Here is a 19291-nt window from a genome sequence, read left to right as displayed (position 1 = left end):
AGGTGAGAGATATGAAAGTAGACTTATTTGATTTTGATTTACCAGAGGAATTAATTGCCCAGACACCTCTCGAGAATCGAGAAGCATCACGCTTAATGGTAGTTGACAAAAATACTGGCGATTTGACACATACTCATTTTCGTTCCATTCTGTCTTATTTAAATGAGGGAGATTGTCTTGTATTGAATGATACACGCGTTCTACCAGCTCGACTATATGGAGTCAAAGAGGACACAGGTGCGAAGGTGGAAGTACTCCTTTTAAAGCAAGAAGAAGGGGATACATGGGAAACACTTGTGAAGCCTGCTAAGCGTGTGAAAGAAGGAACTGTATTGACCTTTGGTGACGGGCGATTAAAGGCAACGTGCACGGCAATAGGTGAACACGGTGGAAGAATGTTGGAATTTCATTATGAAGGGATATTTTATGAGGTGTTAGATGCATTAGGAGAAATGCCACTGCCACCATATATCCACGAACAATTAGATGATAAGGATCGATATCAAACTGTTTATGCTAAACACAGAGGGTCCGCGGCAGCTCCGACAGCAGGACTGCATTTTACAGAGGAACTTCTCCGTGAGATCCGTGAAAAAGGAGTACATATAGCATTTATCACCTTGCATGTTGGGTTGGGTACGTTCCGCCCAGTAAGCTCTGATACAATCGATGAACACGATATGCATTCCGAATTTTATCAGATGAATGCAGAAACCGCTAAGCTGTTAAATGATGTGAAAGCATCTGGTGGCAGCATTATTTCTGTGGGTACTACCTCAACAAGAACCCTAGAAACCATTGTAAAAAATAACAATGGAAAATTTGTAGAATCTAGTGGATGGACAAATATCTTTATTTATCCTGGTTATCAATATGAGGCGATAGATGGACTGATTACAAACTTCCATCTTCCGAAATCAACACTAATTATGCTAGTAAGTGCATTAGCAGGAAGAGAAAATATCCTCCGTGCATATAACGAAGCTGTTAAGGAACGTTATCGTTTCTTTAGTTTCGGAGATGCAATGCTAATCAAATAAAAAATTGAACGATGAGAGTGGTGTTGTACAAACAACACCCACGAAAAAGGAGACGTAGTAGTGACACCAATTAGATATGAACATATAAAAACCTGTAAGCAGACGGGTGCAAGACTTGGGATCGTACATACACCACATGGTTCCTTTGAAACACCTGCATTCATGCCGGTTGGAACACTTGCAACAGTAAAAACCATGTCACCTGAAGACCTTAAAGAGATGGGTTCTGGAATCATTTTAAGCAATACCTATCATCTTTGGTTACGACCAGGACATGAAATCATCAAAGAGGCTGGTGGTTTACATAAATTCATGAATTGGGACAGAGCAATCCTAACTGATTCGGGCGGGTTCCAAGTTTTCAGCTTAAGTGAGTTCCGAGAAATTAAAGAGGAAGGCGTCCATTTCCGTAATCACCTGAATGGTGATAAATTATTTTTATCACCAGAAAAATCAATGGAAATACAAAATGCTTTAGGACCAGATATTATGATGGCTTTTGATGAATGTCCACCATACCCAGCTACTTATGAATACATGAAAAAATCAGTTGAGCGTACGAGCAGATGGGCAGAGAGATGTCTTAAAGCTCATGCACGCCCACATGATCAAGGTCTCTTTGGAATTGTCCAGGGCGGTGAGTTTGAAGAACTTCGTAAACAAAGCGCAAGAGATTTAGTATCTATGGATTTCCCAGGATATGCTGTGGGAGGTCTGTCTGTAGGTGAGCCTAAAGATGTGATGAACAGAGTGCTCGAATATACAACTCCCCTACTACCCAACGATAAACCGAGATACCTTATGGGTGTAGGTTCACCCGATTCACTAATTGATGGGGCAATTCGAGGAATCGATATGTTTGACTGTGTATTGCCAACTAGAATCGCACGTAATGGTACCCTTATGACGAGTGAAGGAAGATTAGTTGTCAAAAATGCGGAGTATGCACGTGATTTTAGACCTTTGGATGAAAACTGTGATTGTTATACGTGTAAAAATTATAGCCGTGCCTATATTAGACACCTAATTAAGACAAGTGAAACATTCGGAATAAGACTTACTACTTATCATAACCTGCATTTTCTGTTAAAATTAATGGAGCAAGTCCGACAAGCGATTCGAGAAGATCGTCTTGGAGACTTCCGAGAAGAATTTTTTGAGCAGTATGGTTTCAATAAACCAAACGCGAAAAATTTCTAGATAATGAAATGTAAAGAAAATTTTTAATCAGGAGGTGAAATGAATGGAAATATTAGGAACTGTTGGTCCTTTAATTCTTATGTTTGCGATTTTTTATTTCTTATTAATTCGTCCACAACAAAAGCGTCAAAAGGCCACACTTCAAATGCAATCTAGTCTTCAAAAAGGGGATAAAGTTGTAACGATTGGTGGATTACACGGCATCATTGATTCAATTGATGAAAATAAGGTAGTTATTAAATCAGGCAACTCTAATCTTACATATGACAGACAAGCTGTACGTGATGTCATCAAGGACTAATTGAACGAAAAAAAGAGCGCAATTACACGCTCTTTTTTTATTTTCATATATAATTAGGCTTCCCTTCTGGAAGGAGTAGTCAAATTAACCCCGAAGATTCCACCAAGAACAGCGGCCGCTAAAAATCCAGCGTGATACATCATTTGCTCAGCTGTGAACGTTGCATCATATCCTAAAAATTGAACTAGAAAAACAATAACGGAATACAAAATACCCGTACCGCCGCCAATTAACCAGCCTTTTTCCTTTCCCTTTCCTCCAGAAACAAATCCGCCAACAAACAGAGCAAGGAAGGAAGCCCCTAAAATGACCCAGGACATAGAAGATTCCTGAAGTGATGTAAAACGAAGTAAAAGTGAAATGAGTAAACTAGAAACAATAACAAACATAAAAATTGCGACTACACCGTAAACCATTGCAATTCCCATTTTCCTCATGTAGATTTCTCCCCCTCATCTTTATGAACATACTCCTTAGTACGAGCATATTCATGTCCAAAATAAATTAGAATAAAAAGTACAAAACTTTTCTAGTCCGTACACCTATTTATTGGAAAATCCTACGCATAATGTTTTTACTAGAACAACACAAACTAAAATGTAAGATGTCTTGAGGGAGGCTCTTGATATGGAGGAATACCTTACTATAATTGTAAGAACTGTACTGCTTTATTTTATTCTTTTGACGATTTTTCGACTGATGGGTAAGCGAGAAATCGGGGAGCTTAGCCTTCTAGATTTAGTTGTTTTTATGATGATAGCGGAAATGGCAGTTATGGCGATTGAACAAACAAAGGATCCCATCATGCACTCAGTTGTACCAATGGTATTATTAATGGGAATTCAATATGTTCTAGCCCTTCTTTCGTTAAAAAGTAAAAAAATTAGAGAAATTATTGATGGGCGTCCATCGGTCATTATTAATAAAGGTAAAATCGATGAACATGTGATGCGGAAACAACGCTATAATCTTGATGATTTATTGATGCAGCTCCGTGAAAAAAATGTAAAAAGCCTTGCTGATGTAGAATTTGCTATTCTCGAATCTTCTGGTGAGCTGTCTGTCTTAGAAAAAGATAAAAACAAAACGACGGAACCCACCGATTACTCGATTGATTTACCACTTATCTTGGATGGAGAAGTGCAACGAGACCATCTTAAACAAGTTAATAAAACCGAGTTTTGGTTGTGGTCTGAATTGAAAAAGCTCGGTTACACTGAACTAAAGAAGATCTCGTATTGTAGCTATAATAATGGAAAATTACATGTGGATATCATGGATGAAAAAAGGTAACCGGTGCCGGTTACCTTTTCGCAGTGAGATGTTTATATCAAAGATTTATAAAAGAGTTGCGAGCTTTGGTCCGATAAATGGTATTCGTTTTACCTCCTCTTTAGTCAAAAGCTTAAATACGAAGAGTAAAATGACATAGATTAAAGATGTAATACCGATTGCTGCTAGAGTTCTTAAGAGAAGAGGCTCGTTTGTTAAGAACATTTGATAAAAGTAATGCCCGCCAAGACCAGAAAGGATCATAGTGATTCCACTTTTTAGATAATCCTTGATATAAAAGCTATAAGAGATTGCTTTTACAATTGTAGAAAAATGTAAGAGTGTAACGAGCATCATACCGATTACAATTGCTAGTGCAGCTCCCATAATTCCAAGAGAAGGTCTTGTAGCCAGTACGAAGATAGCGGCAGTTTTTATTATATTTCCAATAAAGCTATTAATCATTGCTGCTTTCGCTAAATCAAGTGCCTGTAATGTTGCTTGTAGAGGCCCTTGGAAATAATAAAAGATAAAAAACGGTGCCATTACTTTAATATAAATCGCAGAATTACTATTTCCATACATTAGCTCCATTACTGGTGCTGCAAACACGTATAAAACGACAATTGATAAACCTCCAGAAACAAGTGATAAACGCAATGCTTGTTTTAATCGATATTCAATTAATAAGGATTGTTTCTTTGCCGCGGCTTCACTTATGGAAGGAACAAGAGCTGTTGAAAGTGATGCAGTTATAAATGATGGAAGCATTAGTAATGGTAGAGCAAATCCTGTTAATTCTCCGTATTGCCTAGTCGCTAAATGGGTGACAACACCTGCAATGGCCAAACTTTGGGCAACTACTATCGGCTCAAAAAACCATGAGATCGATCCGATTAATCGGCTTCCTAATGTAGGTACCGCAATTCTCGTCAAATCATTAAAGGTATCTCTACCATTTTTAGCAGATTTGAAAAAATTTTTTCTGATCCGAATCCGTTTTTTCATTTTAAACATGAAGAATAAATAAAACAGGGACATTAACTCTCCGACTACAGCAGAAAGCATCGCACCGGCTGCAGCATATTCAATTCCATATGGTAGAAAGGCATTTGTGAATACATATACCAATGTAATCCTGACCACTTGTTCGATTACCTGTGAATAAGCAGGTGGTTTCATATTTTGGCGCCCTTGGAAGTAACCACGTAGGACAGATGAAATCGCCACAATAGGAACGATTGGAGAAATCGCTAATAAAGGATAATATGTTCTTTGGTCAGTAAGTAATGTTTCCGATAACAGCGGTGCAAGAAAAATCATCATCGGAGTAAAGATGATACTTAATGATCCAGTAATGGAAAGCGAAACGACCAAGATTTTTTTAATTCTTCTCTTATCACCTTGTGCTTCTGCTTCGGCAACCAATTTTGATATTGCCACTGGTAAGCCCATCTGAGTTAATGTAATGGTGAGAACAAAAGTTGGGATTGCCATCATATATAGCCCAACGCCTTCTTCACCAATAAGCCGGGCGACAACAATCCTATTAATAAATCCCAATATTCTTGTAATAAGTCCTGCAATAATTAAGATTAATGTTCCTTTGAGGAAAGTTTGCTTTGACAATTCATTTTCCCTACCTTCTCAAAAAAGGTGATATCATTTACAATTAACTATATGCATGATATGTGGCCAAGCATGACAAGTATTCGATTACTTTATTAGTAAGGGTATAAAAATCCCTACTGAGTAGGTGTAAGGCCACGGTAAGTTCCACAGATTTTTAAAGGTATACATAAAAAGCCGGGAGAGATGACATGTGAACCAGACACAAACTCATATGTATGACAAGTTTCGTGAAACAGTTCGTCCATTTTTAAAAAGTAAGCTGGAAGAATTCGAGTTGTACGGATACGACCGTGTTACAGAAGAAGAACTATGGGGGTTCCTAAAAAATAAAACATGGAAAAAAGAAAAGGAAGAAAAACGATTATATCAACTAGTTGGTGATATTCTAAGTGTAAAAGTCGGGGATTACATGAACTATGTTACTGTAGAAGCATTCAAAGCACCAAGTTGGTTTGAAGGTGAAGGTAAAGACGCACTCAATAATTTGATATAATCTTAATTAAAAGTAAATATTTGATGGTACATGAAATTCACGTAAAGCCGTAATTGACATGAAATTCGCATTGTTTCATAATTGTGATGAAGGGCTTTATAGGACAAGTCATGTTTTGGGCTAGAATGTCTAGCTTTAAAAGTGTCTTCGGCTCGTAGGACAAGCTAATCACTTCGGAAAGGTAAATTGCACTTTCTGTCAGAGCTCGTCTAATACTTGTTACCGATAGGCTGCGTGCCTTGTGCTTTTCTTATAAAAAGGAGGACATACATACTTATGGTTAAAAAAGGCCGGATCGCGGTGTTTTTCGTACTGGTGTTGCTCTTTGGGGCATTAATTGGAGTAACTGGTACTGATACCGCAAAAAATATTAAATTAGGACTTGATCTCCAAGGTGGTTTTGAAATCCTCTATGAGGTAAAACCGGCTAAGGAAGGCGATAAAATTGATAGAGAAGCCCTAGTAAGTACCGTTAATGCACTAAATAACCGTGTAAACGTACTTGGTGTAAATGAACCAAATATCCAAATTGAAGGTGAAGATCGCGTTCGTGTGCAACTAGCGGGTGTAGAAGACCAGCAAAAGGTCCGTGAAATTCTATCAACTCAAGCAAAGCTAACCTTCAGAGATGTAAACGATAACGTACTACTTGATGGTTCACAGTTAGCACAAAATGGTGCAAATCAGGCATTCGACGAATATGGAAAACCAGCTGTTTCTTTAACCGTAACTAACCCAGAGGACTTAAAAAATGCTACTCAAAAAGTTCTCGACCTAGCTCCAAACAACTTAATGGTGATTTGGTTAGACTTTGAAGAAGGTGTAGATTCGTTCGAGACTGAACGTAATAACCCAAATCCAAAGTACCTTTCTGCAGCAACAGTTCGTCAAGTATTTAACTCAAAATCAGTCTCAATCGAAGGCAACTTTACTGTTGACGAAGCAAAAGAACTTGCTTCTTTATTAAATGCAGGTGCACTTCCTGTTGATCTTGAAGAGATATACTCCACTTCAGTTGGAGCGAAATTTGGTGAGCAGGCTCTCAACAAAACAATTATTGCTGGAGCAATCGGTATTGCCTTAGTGCTATTATTCATGCTTGTATTCTACCGATTCCCTGGTGTAATTGCTACAATCACGTTAAGTATCTTTGTTTATTTAAATATACTTGTGTTTGACTGGATGAATGCGGTTCTCACCTTACCAGGTATCGCTGCGTTAATCCTTGGTGTCGGAATGGCTGTTGATGCCAATATTATTACCTATGAACGGATTAAGGAAGAAATCAGGTCTGGAAAATCAATCCTATCTGCCTACCGTTCAGGTAGTAAAAACTCATTCTTGACCATTTTTGATGCGAATATTACAACATTATTAGCGGCTGGGGTCTTATTTGTCTTTGGTACAAGTGCCGTAAAAGGCTTTGCTACAATGTTGATTGTAAGTATATTACTGAGCTTTATTACAGCAGTATACGGAAGTCGACTACTACTTGGTTTATGGGTTAATAGTAAATTCTTAAATAAAAAGCCAAGTTGGTTTGGAGTTAAACAAAGTCAAATTCGTAACTTGGCAGATGCTGATGAGGAAGGAAATTACCCAACCAAATTTGACCGCTTTGATTTTGCTAAGCATAAAAGGAAATTCTTCCTGGCATCTGGAATAATGATTATTGTAGGTATTGCGGTACTAGCAATCTTTAGATTAAATTTAGGAATTGATTTTGTTGCGGGTACACGCATAGAAGTTCTTGCAGAAGAGGCTATTACTCAAGAAGAATTTGCTGAAGAGCTCAGTAAGCTAAATTTAGAAGCGAAGGAAATTATTATTTCAGGTGATAATAAGGAAATCGGTGTTGCTAGATTTGCAGATGAACTCTCAAAAGAGCAAGTGAATGAAGTTAAAGCCCATTTTCATGATATCTATGGAGCAGACCCTAACGTAAGTACTGTCTCTCCAACAGTCGGGAAAGAACTGGCGAGAAATGCGTTTATCGCTAGTTTAATTGCGATGGCTGGTATTATCATCTATGTAGCTTTCCGTTTCGAATGGTTAATGGGACTAGCGGCAATTGTCGCACTATTCCATGATGCATTCTTTATGATTGTAATCTTTAGTGTCACTCGCCTTGAGGTGGACGTTACGTTTATTGCCGCCATCTTAACAATTATCGGTTATTCAATTAATGACACGATTGTAACCTTCGATAGGATTCGGGAACTATATAAGAAGAAAAAGCGTATTAAGACCTACGAAGATTTGGCAAGTATAGTAAACGCTGGTCTACGACAGACATTAGGCCGTTCTGTCAATACTGCTATAACAGTTATTTTCACAAGTGTGGCTTTGTTATTACTTGGTGGACAAGCTATTACAAATTTCTCTTTCGCGTTAACAATCGGTTTAGTTGCGGGTATGTATTCATCCATATTCATAGCTGCACAACTTTGGTTAGTTTGGAAAGCGAAGCAATTAGCTAAAAAACGAACTGTTAAGACAGAAGCAGAACCAGAGGTTTAATTTATAATTAGTAAAAAGTCGTGATTTTTTCACGGCTTTTTATATTCCGTTTAACCTTGATGAGTTGTTTTACTTTTGGATAGACTAAAAAACATGTGTAGAATAGAAATTTCTCAAACGTAAAAGGGGAGGATGAGGATTTTTGCAAGAGAAGGATCGCTTTAAACAAGCGGAAAAAGCTATTATTATTGGTATCGTAGGTAATATCATATTAGCCGTTATTAAATGGGTAATAGGTGTTCAATCAAACAGCCGTGCACTTGTAGCAGATGCTGTCCACTCTGCTTCAGATGTCGCAGGTTCTCTTGCTGTTTTTATAGGTGTACGAGCAGCAAAAAGACCACCAGACGAGGACCATCCTTATGGACATGGTAAGGCTGAATCTATTGCGGCCATTATTGTTGCTGTATTACTAGCACTCGTTGGCTTTGAAATTGGAAAATCGTCTTTTGAAGCATTTTTCCAGCCAATTGATGTTCCAAAATCAATGGCAATATATGCGGTTCTTTTTTCAATTGTCATTAAGGAAATCATGTTTCGATATAAGTATAATCTCGGAAAAAAGATTAAAAGTGACGCACTCATAATTAATGCGTACGATGATCGCTCCGATGTATTTGCATCTCTAGCAACCCTAGTAGGAATTGTTGGTGCGTTAATTGGTGGCTACTTAGGCATTGATTGGCTCGTTTATGCAGATCCAGTTGCAGGAATAGTTGTGGCCATTTTAATTTTAAAGATGGCATGGGAATTTGGAACAGAGGCAATACATAATACATTAGATCATGTTTTACATGATGAAGATACTACTGAATTAAGAGAACTAGTTATGTCGGTCCCAGATGTAAAAAAAATAACAGAGCTTCATGCTCGTGAACATGGCCATTATGTCATTGTTGATTTAAAAATTTCAGTTGATCCCTATATGACAGTAGAAGAAGGGCATAAAGTTGGGAAAAGGGTTAAAGCCAAGCTGATGGAGAATGCGCATGTACAAAATGTCTTTATCCATATTAATCCTTACTCAGACGACGAATGAACGGTAGACACATAGTGAATAAAAAATGTCAATCGTTGTAACACACAAAATGCTCCGGTATAATAGTGTGGTTAAGGGGTGAGCATTTTGTTACAATCTAAAACTCGTTGGAAACTAAATGAATGCAACAATACAATTGCAAATCTACTTGTTAAAGAGCTGCAAGTTACACCTCTAGTAGCATCCCTGCTAGTGAGTAGAGGGCTTACAACCGTAGAGTCAGCACGTGAATTTTTAGAACTAGACAAACTCGAATTCCACGATCCATTTCTACTTGAACAAATGGGTACGGCCATCGAACGTATTAATGAGGCCATTGAAAAAGAGGAGCGTATTTTAGTCTTTGGTGATTATGATGCTGACGGGGTTAGCAGTACGACTGTTATGGTCACTGCTTTAAAAGAAAAAGGTGCAAATGTTGATTTTTATATTCCAAATCGATTTACAGAAGGATACGGTCCCAATGAGGCAGCTTTCCGCTGGGCAAAATCAGAAGGGATTTCTTTAATTATAACGGTAGATACAGGGATTTCAGCCCTTCATGAAGCAGAGGTGGCAAAAGAACTGGGATTAGATTTAATTATTACGGATCACCATGAGGTGGGTCCTGAGTTACCAGTTGCAACAGCCATTATTCATCCAAAATTACCAAATAGTCAATATCCGTTCAAGGAATTGGCCGGGGTTGGTGTTGCGTTTAAAGTAGCCCATGCATTACGTGGAACTGTACCTACAGATTTACTGGATGTGGCTGTTATTGGAACAATCGCCGATTTGGTACCTTTACATGGGGAAAACCGTCTTATTGCTAAAATGGGAATAAGGGCTTTACAGAATACACAACGACCTGGTTTAAAGGCATTATTGAAAAAAGCCAAAGTTGAATCTAATGATATTTCCGAAGAAACCGTTGGATTTGCAATTGGTCCAAGAATTAATGCAGTAGGTCGTTTGCAATCTGCGGATCCTGCGGTTGATTTGTTAATGACAAATGATCTTGAAGAGGCTGCATATATTGCCGATGAAATCGATGAACTGAATAAGGAAAGACAGCAACTTGTTACTAAATTAACTCAAGAAGCCATTCAAGAGGTTGAGGAAAACTACCCACCCTCTTCTAATTCCGTATTAGTTATCGCTAGAGAAGGCTGGAACTCTGGGGTAATAGGAATCGTTGCTTCACGACTAGTTGATCGTTTTTATCGCCCAACAATTGTCCTTAGTATTGACCCTGAAAAAGGATTGGCTAAAGGTTCGGCAAGAAGTATAGAGGGATTCAACCTTTATGAAAGTCTTTCCACGTGTCGTGATATCCTACCGCATTTCGGTGGTCATCCGATGGCTGCGGGTATGACGCTAGCTGTTGATGATGTGGACGATTTAAGAACAAGACTTAATGAGATTGCAAATGAAGTATTAACACAAGAAGATTTTCAACCAATTGCTGCAGTCGATGCAATTTGTAGTATTCATGAGATTACAATTGAGTCTATATTCGAAATGAACAAACTTGCGCCGTTTGGAATGGGGAATCCAAAACCAACTGTGCAGATTAATAATGTTGGAGTTAATACAATCCGTCGAATAGGGGCAGACCAAAGTCATTTAAAAATAGAATTACAAGATGAATCAATAGGATTAGACGGGGTCGGATTTGGATTAGGACATGCTTGTGAAGGGATTTCTCCTTTATCAAAGGTATCTGTTATTGGAGAATTATCTATTAATGAATGGAACAATAACCGTAAACCACAAATTATGTTAAAAGACATCGCTGTAAATGAGTGGCAATTATTTGATATTCGTGGGATGCGTGATTTTTCTTCTTATCTTGAGAAGATAGCGGATGAAAAACTTCAACTCATTTCTTTTTCAACAGAAACACCTCAAAAGTTAAAAGTAGAAAACCAGGATATTCTAGTTATTTCTTCGATTGAAGAAGCAAAAAATCAACAATTAGATACAAAGCATGTTATTCTACTTGATTTACCAGATGAAGGTGAATTGATTAAAGCATTATTTGAAAAAGGCCTCCCAGATCGAATTTATACATTGTTCTATCAGGAACAGGACCATTTTTTCAGTACAATACCAACTAGAGAGCATTTTAAATGGTTTTACGCATTTTTAGCTAAAAAGGGTCCATTTAATCTAAATCGCTATGCCCATGAACTAGCAAAATATAGAGGCTGGTCAACGGAAACAATTGATTTCATGTCACAGGTGTTTTTTGAATTAGATTTTGTTAAAATAGACAATGGACTTATTTCATTATCAAATCAGGGCAAGAAAAGGGATTTGACTGAATCGAAAACATACCAATTGAAAGCAAAACGAATTGAATTGGAAAAGCTATTATTGTATTCATCATATCAACAATTAAAGCAGTGGTTTGATGCACTAAATAAAGGTTCGCATTCGCTTGAGGAGGCAATAAATTAATGGATTTAAAAAAATTTGTCGAAATTGTTGAAGACTATCCAAAACCAGGAATTAAGTTTAAAGATATTACGCCTTTAATGAATGATGGTGAAGCGTATAAATATGCTACAGACCAAATCGTAAAGTATGCAAGAGAGAAAGAAATCGATCTTGTTGTTGGACCAGAAGCACGTGGCTTCATTATTGGTTGTCCTGTAGCATACTCACATGGTGTAGGCTTTGCTCCAGTTAGGAAGGAAGGAAAGCTACCAAGGGACGTAATAAAAGTAGATTATGGTCTTGAATATGGAAAAGATGTTTTAACAATCCATAAAGATGCGATTAAACCAGGTCAACGTGTACTTATTACAGATGACCTATTAGCAACTGGTGGAACAATTGAAGCTACGATCAAACTAGTGGAAGAACTCGGTGGTGTTGTTGCAGGAATTGCATTCCTTATCGAACTCACATACCTAGATGGTCGTGATAAGTTAGATGGATATGATGTATTAACACTAATGCAATTCTAAAAGTGCTCTTTATGAGCGCTTTTTTTTAATAGATTACGTTCGTAAGCTAAGTTTTTTCACTCTGTAAGCACTATTTCTTTCATTTCCCTTTACATCTATCGAAAATTTCAAGATAATAGTAACAATAACTTTCTTATTCAATATTTAAAAACGATTCAAAGAGCTTATCTTTGAATCTTTAATTTCTAAAAAGGTGATAAAATCCATGGCAAACGAACAGGTCTTAACTCCTGAGCAAGTGATAGAAAAAGCAAAAGAATATTTAAATGACGATGATATCGAATTTATTTCACGTGCTTATCAATTCGCAGATGAAGCCCATAAGGAACAATTTCGTAAATCGGGTGAACCTTATATCATACATCCAGTACAGGTTGCAGGTATTTTAGTGGATCTCGAAATGGACCCTTCTACAATTGCGGGTGGCTTTTTACATGACGTAGTAGAGGACACGAAAGTCACTCTCCAAGAAATCAGTGATGCATTCACCCCAGAGGTTGCTATGCTTGTTGATGGGGTAACGAAGCTAGGTAAAATTAAATTTAAATCTCAGGAAGAACAGCAAGCTGAAAATCATCGAAAAATGTTTGTGGCAATGGCCCAGGACATACGAGTAATTTTAATTAAGCTAGCAGACCGTTTGCACAATATGCGTACTCTTAAACATCTCCCAGCAGAAAAGCAGCGCAGAATTTCTAATGAGACGCTCGAAATCTTTGCTCCATTAGCACACCGCCTCGGTATCTCAAAAATTAAATGGGAACTTGAGGATACAGCCTTACGTTATTTAAATCCACAGCAGTACTATCGTATAGTTAACCTCATGAAAAAGAAGCGTGCGGAACGTGAGGAATATCTTGATGATGTAATTGATGAAGTAAAAGACCGTGTTGATGAGGTATCTATCAGAGCGGACATATCGGGGCGCCCCAAGCATATTTACAGTATTTATCGAAAAATGGTTCTGCAAAATAAACAATTTAATGAAATCTATGACCTACTCGCTGTCCGGATTGTTGTAGGTAGTATTAAAGATTGTTACGCTGTTTTAGGTATTATTCATACATGTTGGAAGCCAATGCCTGGTCGGTTCAAGGATTATATTGCAATGCCTAAACCGAATATGTATCAGTCTCTCCATACAACTGTTATCGGTCCTAAGGGTGACCCACTGGAGGTTCAAATTCGTACAGTGGAAATGCACCAGATTGCAGAATACGGGATTGCGGCACATTGGGCGTACAAAGAGGGGAAACAGGTCAACCAACAATCAACATTTGAGGAAAAATTAACATGGTTCCGTGAAATTCTAGAATGGCAGAACGACGCGTCCAACGCTGAAGAGTTCATGGAATCCTTAAAAATTGATTTGTTTTCGGATATGGTGTTTGTCTTTACACCTAAAGGTGATGTGATCGAACTGCCTTTTGGCTCAGTTCCTATCGATTTTGCATACCGGATTCACTCTGAAATTGGGAATAAAACGATTGGTGCTAAAGTAAATGGGAAGATGGTGACCTTGGATTATGAATTGAAAACGGGGGATATCATTGAAATACTAACCTCTAAACATTCCTATGGTCCAAGTCAAGATTGGGTTAAACTTGCTCAAACTTCACAAGCAAAAAATAAGATCCGTCAATTCTTTAAAAAACAACGACGTGAAGAGAATATTGAAAAAGGGAAAGAACTGGTCGAAAAAGAAATTCGCAACCTTGAGTTCGAAGTAAAAGACATCTTAACACCTGAAAATATTAAAAGGGTAGCAGAAAAGTTCAACTTTACAAATGAAGATGATATGTATGCAGCTATTGGGTATAACGGTATTACTGCAGCCCAAATTGCAAACAGATTGACGGATAAATTGAGAAAGCAACGTGACCTCGAACAAGTTGCGGAAACAGTGTCCGAAGTTAAGCAGGTTTCAACACGCTCGAAAAGGCGAGATTCAGGAGTACAGGTCCAAGGAATTGATAATCTACTTATTCGTCTATCCAGATGTTGTAATCCAGTTCCAGGTGATGAGATTGTCGGATTTATTACAAAAGGAAGAGGAGTCTCTGTACACAGGGCAGATTGCCAAAATGTTCATACTCAGGATGCTAAAGCGCGTTTAATTGAGGTTGAATGGGAGAGTAACCTGAACGATCGTAAAGAGTTTAATGTTGAAATTGAAATAAATGGATTTGATCGTAGGGGCTTATTAAATGAAGTCCTCCAAGCTGTAAATGAGACGAAGACAAATATTACAGCTGTTTCAGGAAAATCTGATCGTAATAAAATGGCTACAATCAATATGTCCATTTCCATTCAAAATGTGAGCCATCTTCATAAGGTTGTTGAACGGATTAAGCAAATTCGTGATATTTATACGGTTCGTCGAGTTATGAGCTAATATTATGGAGTTTAAGCAAGTATTGCGAGTACAGAAGGGATAGGTTATGAGAGTTGTTGTACAGCGTGCCAAAGATGCACGAGTGATTGTCCAAAATGAAGAAGTAGGTTCGATAGAAAATGGTCTAATGGTTCTGGTTGGAATCACCCATTCTGACACAATTGAGGACGTTAAGTATGTGGCAGATAAAATCGTAAATCTTCGGATCTTCGAGGATCAGGAAGGGAAAATGAATTTATCTTTACTTGATGTAAAAGGTAGTATTCTATCAGTATCACAATTCACTTTATATGGTGATTGTCGGAAAGGTCGACGTCCAAACTTTATGGACGCAGCAAAACCGGATTACGCAGAAGAAATGTATGAATCTTTCAATAAGGAAGTCCGTGACAAAGGTGTACATGTGGAGACAGGAACTTTCGGAGCTATGATGGATGTCCAGTTTACAAATGTAGGACCAGTCACTTTAATTATTGAAAGTAAATAAGAAAGGCGTAAGGTCCCGTTATCGGCGACTAGCATAAGACAAGTAATGACAGAAGGAGCTTTTGCCTTCATAAGCGCTTGAATTGTGACTCGAGCCGATGGCGCTCGAAGCTAGACAGTAAGACAGCCTCAAAAGCTAGTAGCTTTTGAGGCTGTCTTTTTTACTGTGATTATTTACTTTTAAAATATTGTGCAAGACCATAGTAGATTCCATTTGAAACATTTTCCTGGAAGCTATTTGTATTAACTGTGTATTCCTCCGTTGGATTACTGATAAATCCTAGTTCCAACAAAACAGAGGGATTTCGATTTTCTCGTAAAACCTGAAAATTACCTTGTCGATGTTGTCGATCTTTGAAACCGGTGTTCTTTACTAGCTCTGATTGAATATTTGAAGCTAATCCAACGTCGATATTCTTGTAATAGTAAGAGGTTACACCACGTACGCTTCGGTCATTAATACTATCATAATGAACACTTACAAAAGCATCAGCGTTACGATAATTGGAGATACTTACTCTTGAACGTAAACTAACATAATTATCGCTGCTACGAGTCATTACTACATTTGCACCTGAAGCATTTAACTTATCCGCAACCATTTTTGATGTACGCATGTTAAGGTTTTTTTCGTACGTACCGCTTACTCCAATTGCACCACTATCATTTCCACCATGACCAGGATCGATTACGATGGTTTTCCCTTTTAAATATTGATTTGCTCCAGGTCTTTCAACAACAGTTGAAGTTCCATCAACTGAAACAATCCAACCTGCAACATAACCAACCTTATTTCCTTGAAGGGATATTTTATACCAGTCACCTTCTTTGGCTAGCATGGAGAAAGAATCACCTTCATTCGCACGAGCCACCACTGAATGTGAAGTCGAAGCGCCTGAACGAATATTCGTGCCATTATAAAGCATTTTTACAGTTGTCTGTTGGTTGCTTGGAGTTTCAGATGGTTTATTTTGCTGAACGTCTAAATACCAGCTAGCAACCCAACCTTTGCTACCATTTGATAATGTAATTCGACTCCAATTATTTACTTCCTCTTCAATGGTTACTTTATCCCCAAGCTTCAAGCTACCAATCACTTTTCCTGAAAGTGATCCACCATCTCTAACATTTAAGCTGGATGCTGTTACAACACCGAGTTTTCCTAGGTTAGTAGGACTTTGAGGGGGTGTAGCAGGTTGAGATGGTTTTTCCCCTGTAGAAGTGATTCCTGCAACGAAATCTCTATGTATCCACGCTGAATTTCCACCAAAATCAATTTCTAACCAGCTTTCTCTTTCACTCGTTATTGTAACTGTCGCATTAAGTTTCAGCTTACCTACTATTTGACCTTGTAAATTAGGTTGACTCCGAACATTTAAGATGGAAGCAGTAACTGTTCCTGTCTTTTTCGTAGTACTTGAATTCGAGCCTGGGCTTGAATTCGTAGAACCAGTGCTCTGTCTTGTCGTAATAAATTGAGAGGATACCCAACCAATATGTCCATTTAATGAAACCTTAGTCCAGTTACTATTTGCCTCAATAAATCCAGCTTCTGTTCCTTTATTTAAGGAGCCGATAACTTGGAAGCCCGTTCCAGGACCACTCCGTAATCTAAGACCATCTACGGTTGAAACAACTTTTGATGTCGAAACGGTTGGTGTCTGACTGGACTGGTTTTCTTTTATAAGCCACGAGGCAACCCATCCTGCTTTACCATTAGAGAGCTGCAACTTAACCCAATCATTTTTACGTTCAATGATGGTATATTTCTCTCCTTGTTTAACCTGTGCTGTTCGCGCGTAGGAGAGTCCAGGACCTTCTCTCACATTTAAAACAGATGTGTCGATGATTGCGAATGTTTCTGCATTTGCATGTTGTCTAGGGTTTGTCGTAATTGAAAAAACAATCGCGAGCAGGAACGCAAGTCCTATCTTTGAAATCTTGTGTAACACGTAAAAGCCTCCTTGAGTTTAAAACATAACTTTAATAAATTTCGACATAAAACCAAAAAATCCTGTTTGAAAAGAAATAAAATCTTAAAAAAGGGAAAGATAATCCTATCACATAAAAGGGGCGAGTCGGATGAGATTTAGTGAAAAAAGCAATAATGTTCAAAACACGGGTGGAAATGTATTTGGAGTTGATTTCCATGATTTTATTCAAAAGGAACAGTCTTCAACCTATGTTGAATTAGCAAGTGAATTTGGCGTTTCTGTTCGAGACGTACGCAATCTAAAAAAACAACTACATCGTTCCTAAAAAACATTTTATTTTTAAAATAAAAAAAATCACTTTCATAACTTGACTTTAGCTAAGTTCATACGTATGATTATATAAAATTCTACAATATTAGATAGCTGAACCAGTGATGGGGAAAAGTAGATAAGAATACACATGATTAGAGAGGGAATGTCAAGGGCTGAAAGCATTCCTACATGATGACTTATTGAACGAACACCTCGTAGGTTTCTCTCTGAAAAAGCAGATGCTTTAGTAGGAGCTGAACGTTTCAGGCGTTAACTGATCGAGTGAAGACAAAACGAGTTGTTTAGTCTTAACTAGGGTGGCACCACGGGATACCAAGCTCTCGTCCCTACAATTTTATTGTAGGGATGGGAGCTTTTTTATTTTATTCAGCTATAACTGAATAATTAGAGTTGTGTTGTAAGGAGGAGTTTATTAATGGTTAATATTCCTAGAGGAACGCAAGACATTCTTCCAGGTGATGTGGAAAAATGGCAATATATCGAGGAGAAAGCTCGAGATATCTGTAAGAGGTTTAATTATAAAGAAATTCGCACCCCAATCTTTGAACATACAGAGTTATTTTTACGAAGTGTTGGTGAAACAACTGACATCGTCACAAAAGAAATGTATACCTTTGAAGACCGTGGTGAACGAAGCTTGACACTTCGTCCAGAAGGGACTGCAGCAGTAGTCCGGTCATATGTAGACAATAAAATGTTTGGAAACCCATCACAGCCAACAAAGCTATATTACTGTGGGCCAATGTTCCGTTATGAACGACCACAGGCTGGGCGTTACCGCCAATTTGTCCAATTCGGTGTAGAAGCATTAGGAAGTAACGACGCAAGCATTGATGCAGAAGTAATTGCACTAGCAATGGAAATCTATAAATCACTTGGGTTAAATAAGCTGAAACTTGTTATTAATAGCTTAGGTGATAAATCTAGTAGAACTGCACACCGTGATGCCTTAATTGCTCACTTTTCCCCTCGAATTGATGAATTCTGCGGTGATTGCAAGTCGAGACTAGAGAAAAACCCAATGCGCATACTTGATTGTAAAAAAGACAGAGACCATGAACTAATGAGTTCAGCACCGTCTATTCTTGACTATTTAAACGAGGAATCAAGTGAATACTTCAATAAAGTAAAAGCCTATCTAACAAATTTACAAATTGAATTTGTGGTGGATCCAGGTCTTGTCAGAGGGCTGGATTACTATAATCACACTGCCTTTGAAATTATGAGCGATGCAGAAGGCTTTGGCGCAATAACGACATTATGTGGTGGAGGACGCTACAACGGCTTGGTTGAAAATCTAGGAGGTCCTGAAACACCAGGTATTGGTTTTGCGTTAAGTATCGAGCGGCTTTTAGCAGCATTAAATGCTGAGGAAATTGAATTACCAGTAGAAGATAGAATTGACTGTTATGTTGCAGCAATCGGTGATGCTGCCTCTGCGAAATCTGTAACGCTAGTAAATGACCTTAGAAGAGCAGGCTTAGTTGCAGAAAAGGACTATTTAAATAAAAAAGTAAAAGGTCAATTCAAAGCTGCTGACAGATTACAAGCTAAATTTGTTGCCATTTTAGGGGACGAAGAGTTAGAAAGAAACGTTATTAACGTCAAAAATATGGAAACTGGAAATCAAGAAGAAATCCAAATCGATCAGTTTATTTCATATTTACTTGAAAAAAGTTACTAGGAGTGGGA

The 19291-nt window shown here is 37.9% G+C and carries 16 protein-coding genes and 1 other annotated feature; of the genes, 13 read left to right on the top strand and 3 right to left on the bottom strand.

Annotation, left to right across the window (positions count from 1 at the left end; translation table 11 throughout):
* The first annotated feature begins 11 nt into the window (after nucleotides 1–11).
* Genes queA through yajC form a run of 3 tightly spaced genes read left to right on the top strand, consistent with a single transcriptional unit; the run spans nucleotide 12 to nucleotide 2541 of the window.
* Nucleotides 12–1040, top strand: coding sequence for a tRNA preQ1(34) S-adenosylmethionine ribosyltransferase-isomerase QueA (queA, locus tag CZ490_RS10970; RefSeq protein ID WP_077618935.1), 1029 nt, complete (start codon nucleotides 12–14; stop codon nucleotides 1038–1040).
* A gap of 60 nt (nucleotides 1041–1100) precedes the next feature.
* The gene (tgt, locus tag CZ490_RS10965; RefSeq protein WP_077618934.1) at nucleotides 1101–2240 is read left to right on the top strand and encodes a tRNA guanosine(34) transglycosylase Tgt; all 1140 of its coding nucleotides are present in this window, start codon (nucleotides 1101–1103) and stop codon (nucleotides 2238–2240) included.
* A gap of 43 nt (nucleotides 2241–2283) precedes the next feature.
* Complete coding sequence (yajC, locus tag CZ490_RS10960; RefSeq protein WP_077618933.1) at nucleotides 2284–2541, top strand: preprotein translocase subunit YajC; 258 nt, start codon at nucleotides 2284–2286, stop codon at nucleotides 2539–2541.
* A 53-nt stretch (nucleotides 2542–2594) separates the two neighbouring features.
* Here the strand turns inward: yajC and CZ490_RS10955 are convergent, their stop codons facing one another.
* Complete coding sequence (locus CZ490_RS10955) at nucleotides 2595–2978, bottom strand: TIGR04086 family membrane protein (protein ID WP_077618932.1); 384 nt, start codon at nucleotides 2976–2978, stop codon at nucleotides 2595–2597.
* A 190-nt stretch (nucleotides 2979–3168) separates the two neighbouring features.
* Here CZ490_RS10955 and CZ490_RS10950 point away from each other — a divergent pair, with 190 nt between their 5' ends.
* Nucleotides 3169–3834 carry a DUF421 domain-containing protein gene (locus tag CZ490_RS10950; protein ID WP_077618931.1) on the top strand — a complete coding sequence of 222 codons (666 nt, stop codon included), beginning with the start codon at nucleotides 3169–3171 and terminating at the stop codon, nucleotides 3832–3834.
* A 45-nt stretch (nucleotides 3835–3879) separates the two neighbouring features.
* Here CZ490_RS10950 and spoVB read toward each other — a convergent pair whose 3' ends face one another.
* Nucleotides 3880–5442, bottom strand: a complete 1563-nt coding sequence (gene spoVB, locus CZ490_RS10945; RefSeq protein ID WP_077618930.1) for a stage V sporulation protein B — start codon at nucleotides 5440–5442, stop codon at nucleotides 3880–3882.
* Between the two features lie 214 nt (nucleotides 5443–5656).
* Between spoVB and CZ490_RS10940 the strand changes: the two genes are divergently transcribed.
* From CZ490_RS10940 to dtd, 7 genes are all read left to right on the top strand, one after another.
* Entirely contained in the window at nucleotides 5657–5938 is a 282-nt protein-coding gene (locus CZ490_RS10940; protein ID WP_077621033.1) for a post-transcriptional regulator, read from the top strand.
* 276 nt (nucleotides 5939–6214) lie between these two features.
* Nucleotides 6215–8458 (top strand): protein translocase subunit SecDF, encoded by a 2244-nt coding sequence (secDF, locus tag CZ490_RS10935; RefSeq protein WP_077618929.1) that lies wholly within the window; start codon nucleotides 6215–6217, stop codon nucleotides 8456–8458.
* A 142-nt stretch (nucleotides 8459–8600) separates the two neighbouring features.
* Nucleotides 8601–9497, top strand: coding sequence for a cation diffusion facilitator family transporter (locus CZ490_RS10930; RefSeq protein ID WP_077618928.1), 897 nt, complete (start codon nucleotides 8601–8603; stop codon nucleotides 9495–9497).
* Between the two features lie 87 nt (nucleotides 9498–9584).
* On the top strand, nucleotides 9585–11939 hold the full coding sequence (recJ, locus tag CZ490_RS10925) for a single-stranded-DNA-specific exonuclease RecJ (protein WP_077618927.1): 2355 nt from the start codon (nucleotides 9585–9587) through the stop codon (nucleotides 11937–11939).
* A complete protein-coding gene (locus tag CZ490_RS10920) occupies nucleotides 11939–12451 on the top strand; it encodes an adenine phosphoribosyltransferase (protein WP_077618926.1) in 513 nt (170 codons plus the stop codon). Before recJ ends, CZ490_RS10920 begins: the two co-directional genes overlap by 1 nt.
* A gap of 205 nt (nucleotides 12452–12656) precedes the next feature.
* Nucleotides 12657–14846 (top strand): RelA/SpoT family protein, encoded by a 2190-nt coding sequence (locus tag CZ490_RS10915; RefSeq protein ID WP_077618925.1) that lies wholly within the window; start codon nucleotides 12657–12659, stop codon nucleotides 14844–14846.
* A gap of 46 nt (nucleotides 14847–14892) precedes the next feature.
* Nucleotides 14893–15333, top strand: a complete 441-nt coding sequence (gene dtd, locus CZ490_RS10910; protein ID WP_077618924.1) for a D-aminoacyl-tRNA deacylase — start codon at nucleotides 14893–14895, stop codon at nucleotides 15331–15333.
* Nucleotides 15334–15502: 169 nt separating this feature from the next.
* Here the strand turns inward: dtd and CZ490_RS10905 are convergent, their stop codons facing one another.
* On the bottom strand, nucleotides 15503–17284 hold the full coding sequence (locus CZ490_RS10905; protein ID WP_077618923.1) for an N-acetylmuramoyl-L-alanine amidase family protein: 1782 nt from the start codon (nucleotides 17282–17284) through the stop codon (nucleotides 15503–15505).
* A 130-nt stretch (nucleotides 17285–17414) separates the two neighbouring features.
* Here CZ490_RS10905 and CZ490_RS22500 point away from each other — a divergent pair, with 130 nt between their 5' ends.
* The gene (locus CZ490_RS22500) at nucleotides 17415–17591 is read left to right on the top strand and encodes a hypothetical protein (RefSeq protein WP_165439132.1); all 177 of its coding nucleotides are present in this window, start codon (nucleotides 17415–17417) and stop codon (nucleotides 17589–17591) included.
* 97 nt (nucleotides 17592–17688) lie between these two features.
* Nucleotides 17689–17930 (top strand) — a binding site (T-box leader).
* A gap of 84 nt (nucleotides 17931–18014) precedes the next feature.
* A complete protein-coding gene (hisS, locus tag CZ490_RS10900) occupies nucleotides 18015–19283 on the top strand; it encodes a histidine--tRNA ligase (RefSeq protein WP_077618922.1) in 1269 nt (422 codons plus the stop codon).
* Nucleotides 19284–19291: the final 8 nt, after the last annotated feature.

The sequence above is a fragment of the Litchfieldia sinesaloumensis genome (assembly GCF_900156865.1).
In the GTDB taxonomy this organism is placed as follows: domain Bacteria; phylum Bacillota; class Bacilli; order Bacillales; family Bacillaceae_L; genus Ferdinandcohnia; species Ferdinandcohnia sinesaloumensis.
This window is presented reverse-complemented; position numbering and strand designations above follow the sequence as displayed.

Excerpts from the sequence above, each read along its gene's own strand:
- queA (WP_077618935.1), top strand. The coding sequence starts at position 12 with ATGAAAGTAGACTTATTTGATTTTGATTTACCAGAGGAATTAATTGCC.
- yajC (WP_077618933.1), top strand. The coding sequence starts at position 2,284 with ATGGAAATATTAGGAACTGTTGGTCCTTTAATTCTTATGTTTGCGATT.
- CZ490_RS10955 (WP_077618932.1), bottom strand. The coding sequence starts at position 2,978 with ATGAGGAAAATGGGAATTGCAATGGTTTACGGTGTAGTCGCAATTTTT.
- CZ490_RS10950 (WP_077618931.1), top strand. The coding sequence starts at position 3,169 with ATGGAGGAATACCTTACTATAATTGTAAGAACTGTACTGCTTTATTTT.
- CZ490_RS10940 (WP_077621033.1), top strand. The coding sequence starts at position 5,657 with ATGTATGACAAGTTTCGTGAAACAGTTCGTCCATTTTTAAAAAGTAAG.
- secDF (WP_077618929.1), top strand. The coding sequence starts at position 6,215 with ATGGTTAAAAAAGGCCGGATCGCGGTGTTTTTCGTACTGGTGTTGCTC.
- CZ490_RS10920 (WP_077618926.1), top strand. The coding sequence starts at position 11,939 with ATGGATTTAAAAAAATTTGTCGAAATTGTTGAAGACTATCCAAAACCA.
- CZ490_RS10915 (WP_077618925.1), top strand. The coding sequence starts at position 12,657 with ATGGCAAACGAACAGGTCTTAACTCCTGAGCAAGTGATAGAAAAAGCA.
- dtd (WP_077618924.1), top strand. The coding sequence starts at position 14,893 with ATGAGAGTTGTTGTACAGCGTGCCAAAGATGCACGAGTGATTGTCCAA.
- CZ490_RS22500 (WP_165439132.1), top strand. The coding sequence starts at position 17,415 with ATGAGATTTAGTGAAAAAAGCAATAATGTTCAAAACACGGGTGGAAAT.
- hisS (WP_077618922.1), top strand. The coding sequence starts at position 18,015 with ATGGTTAATATTCCTAGAGGAACGCAAGACATTCTTCCAGGTGATGTG.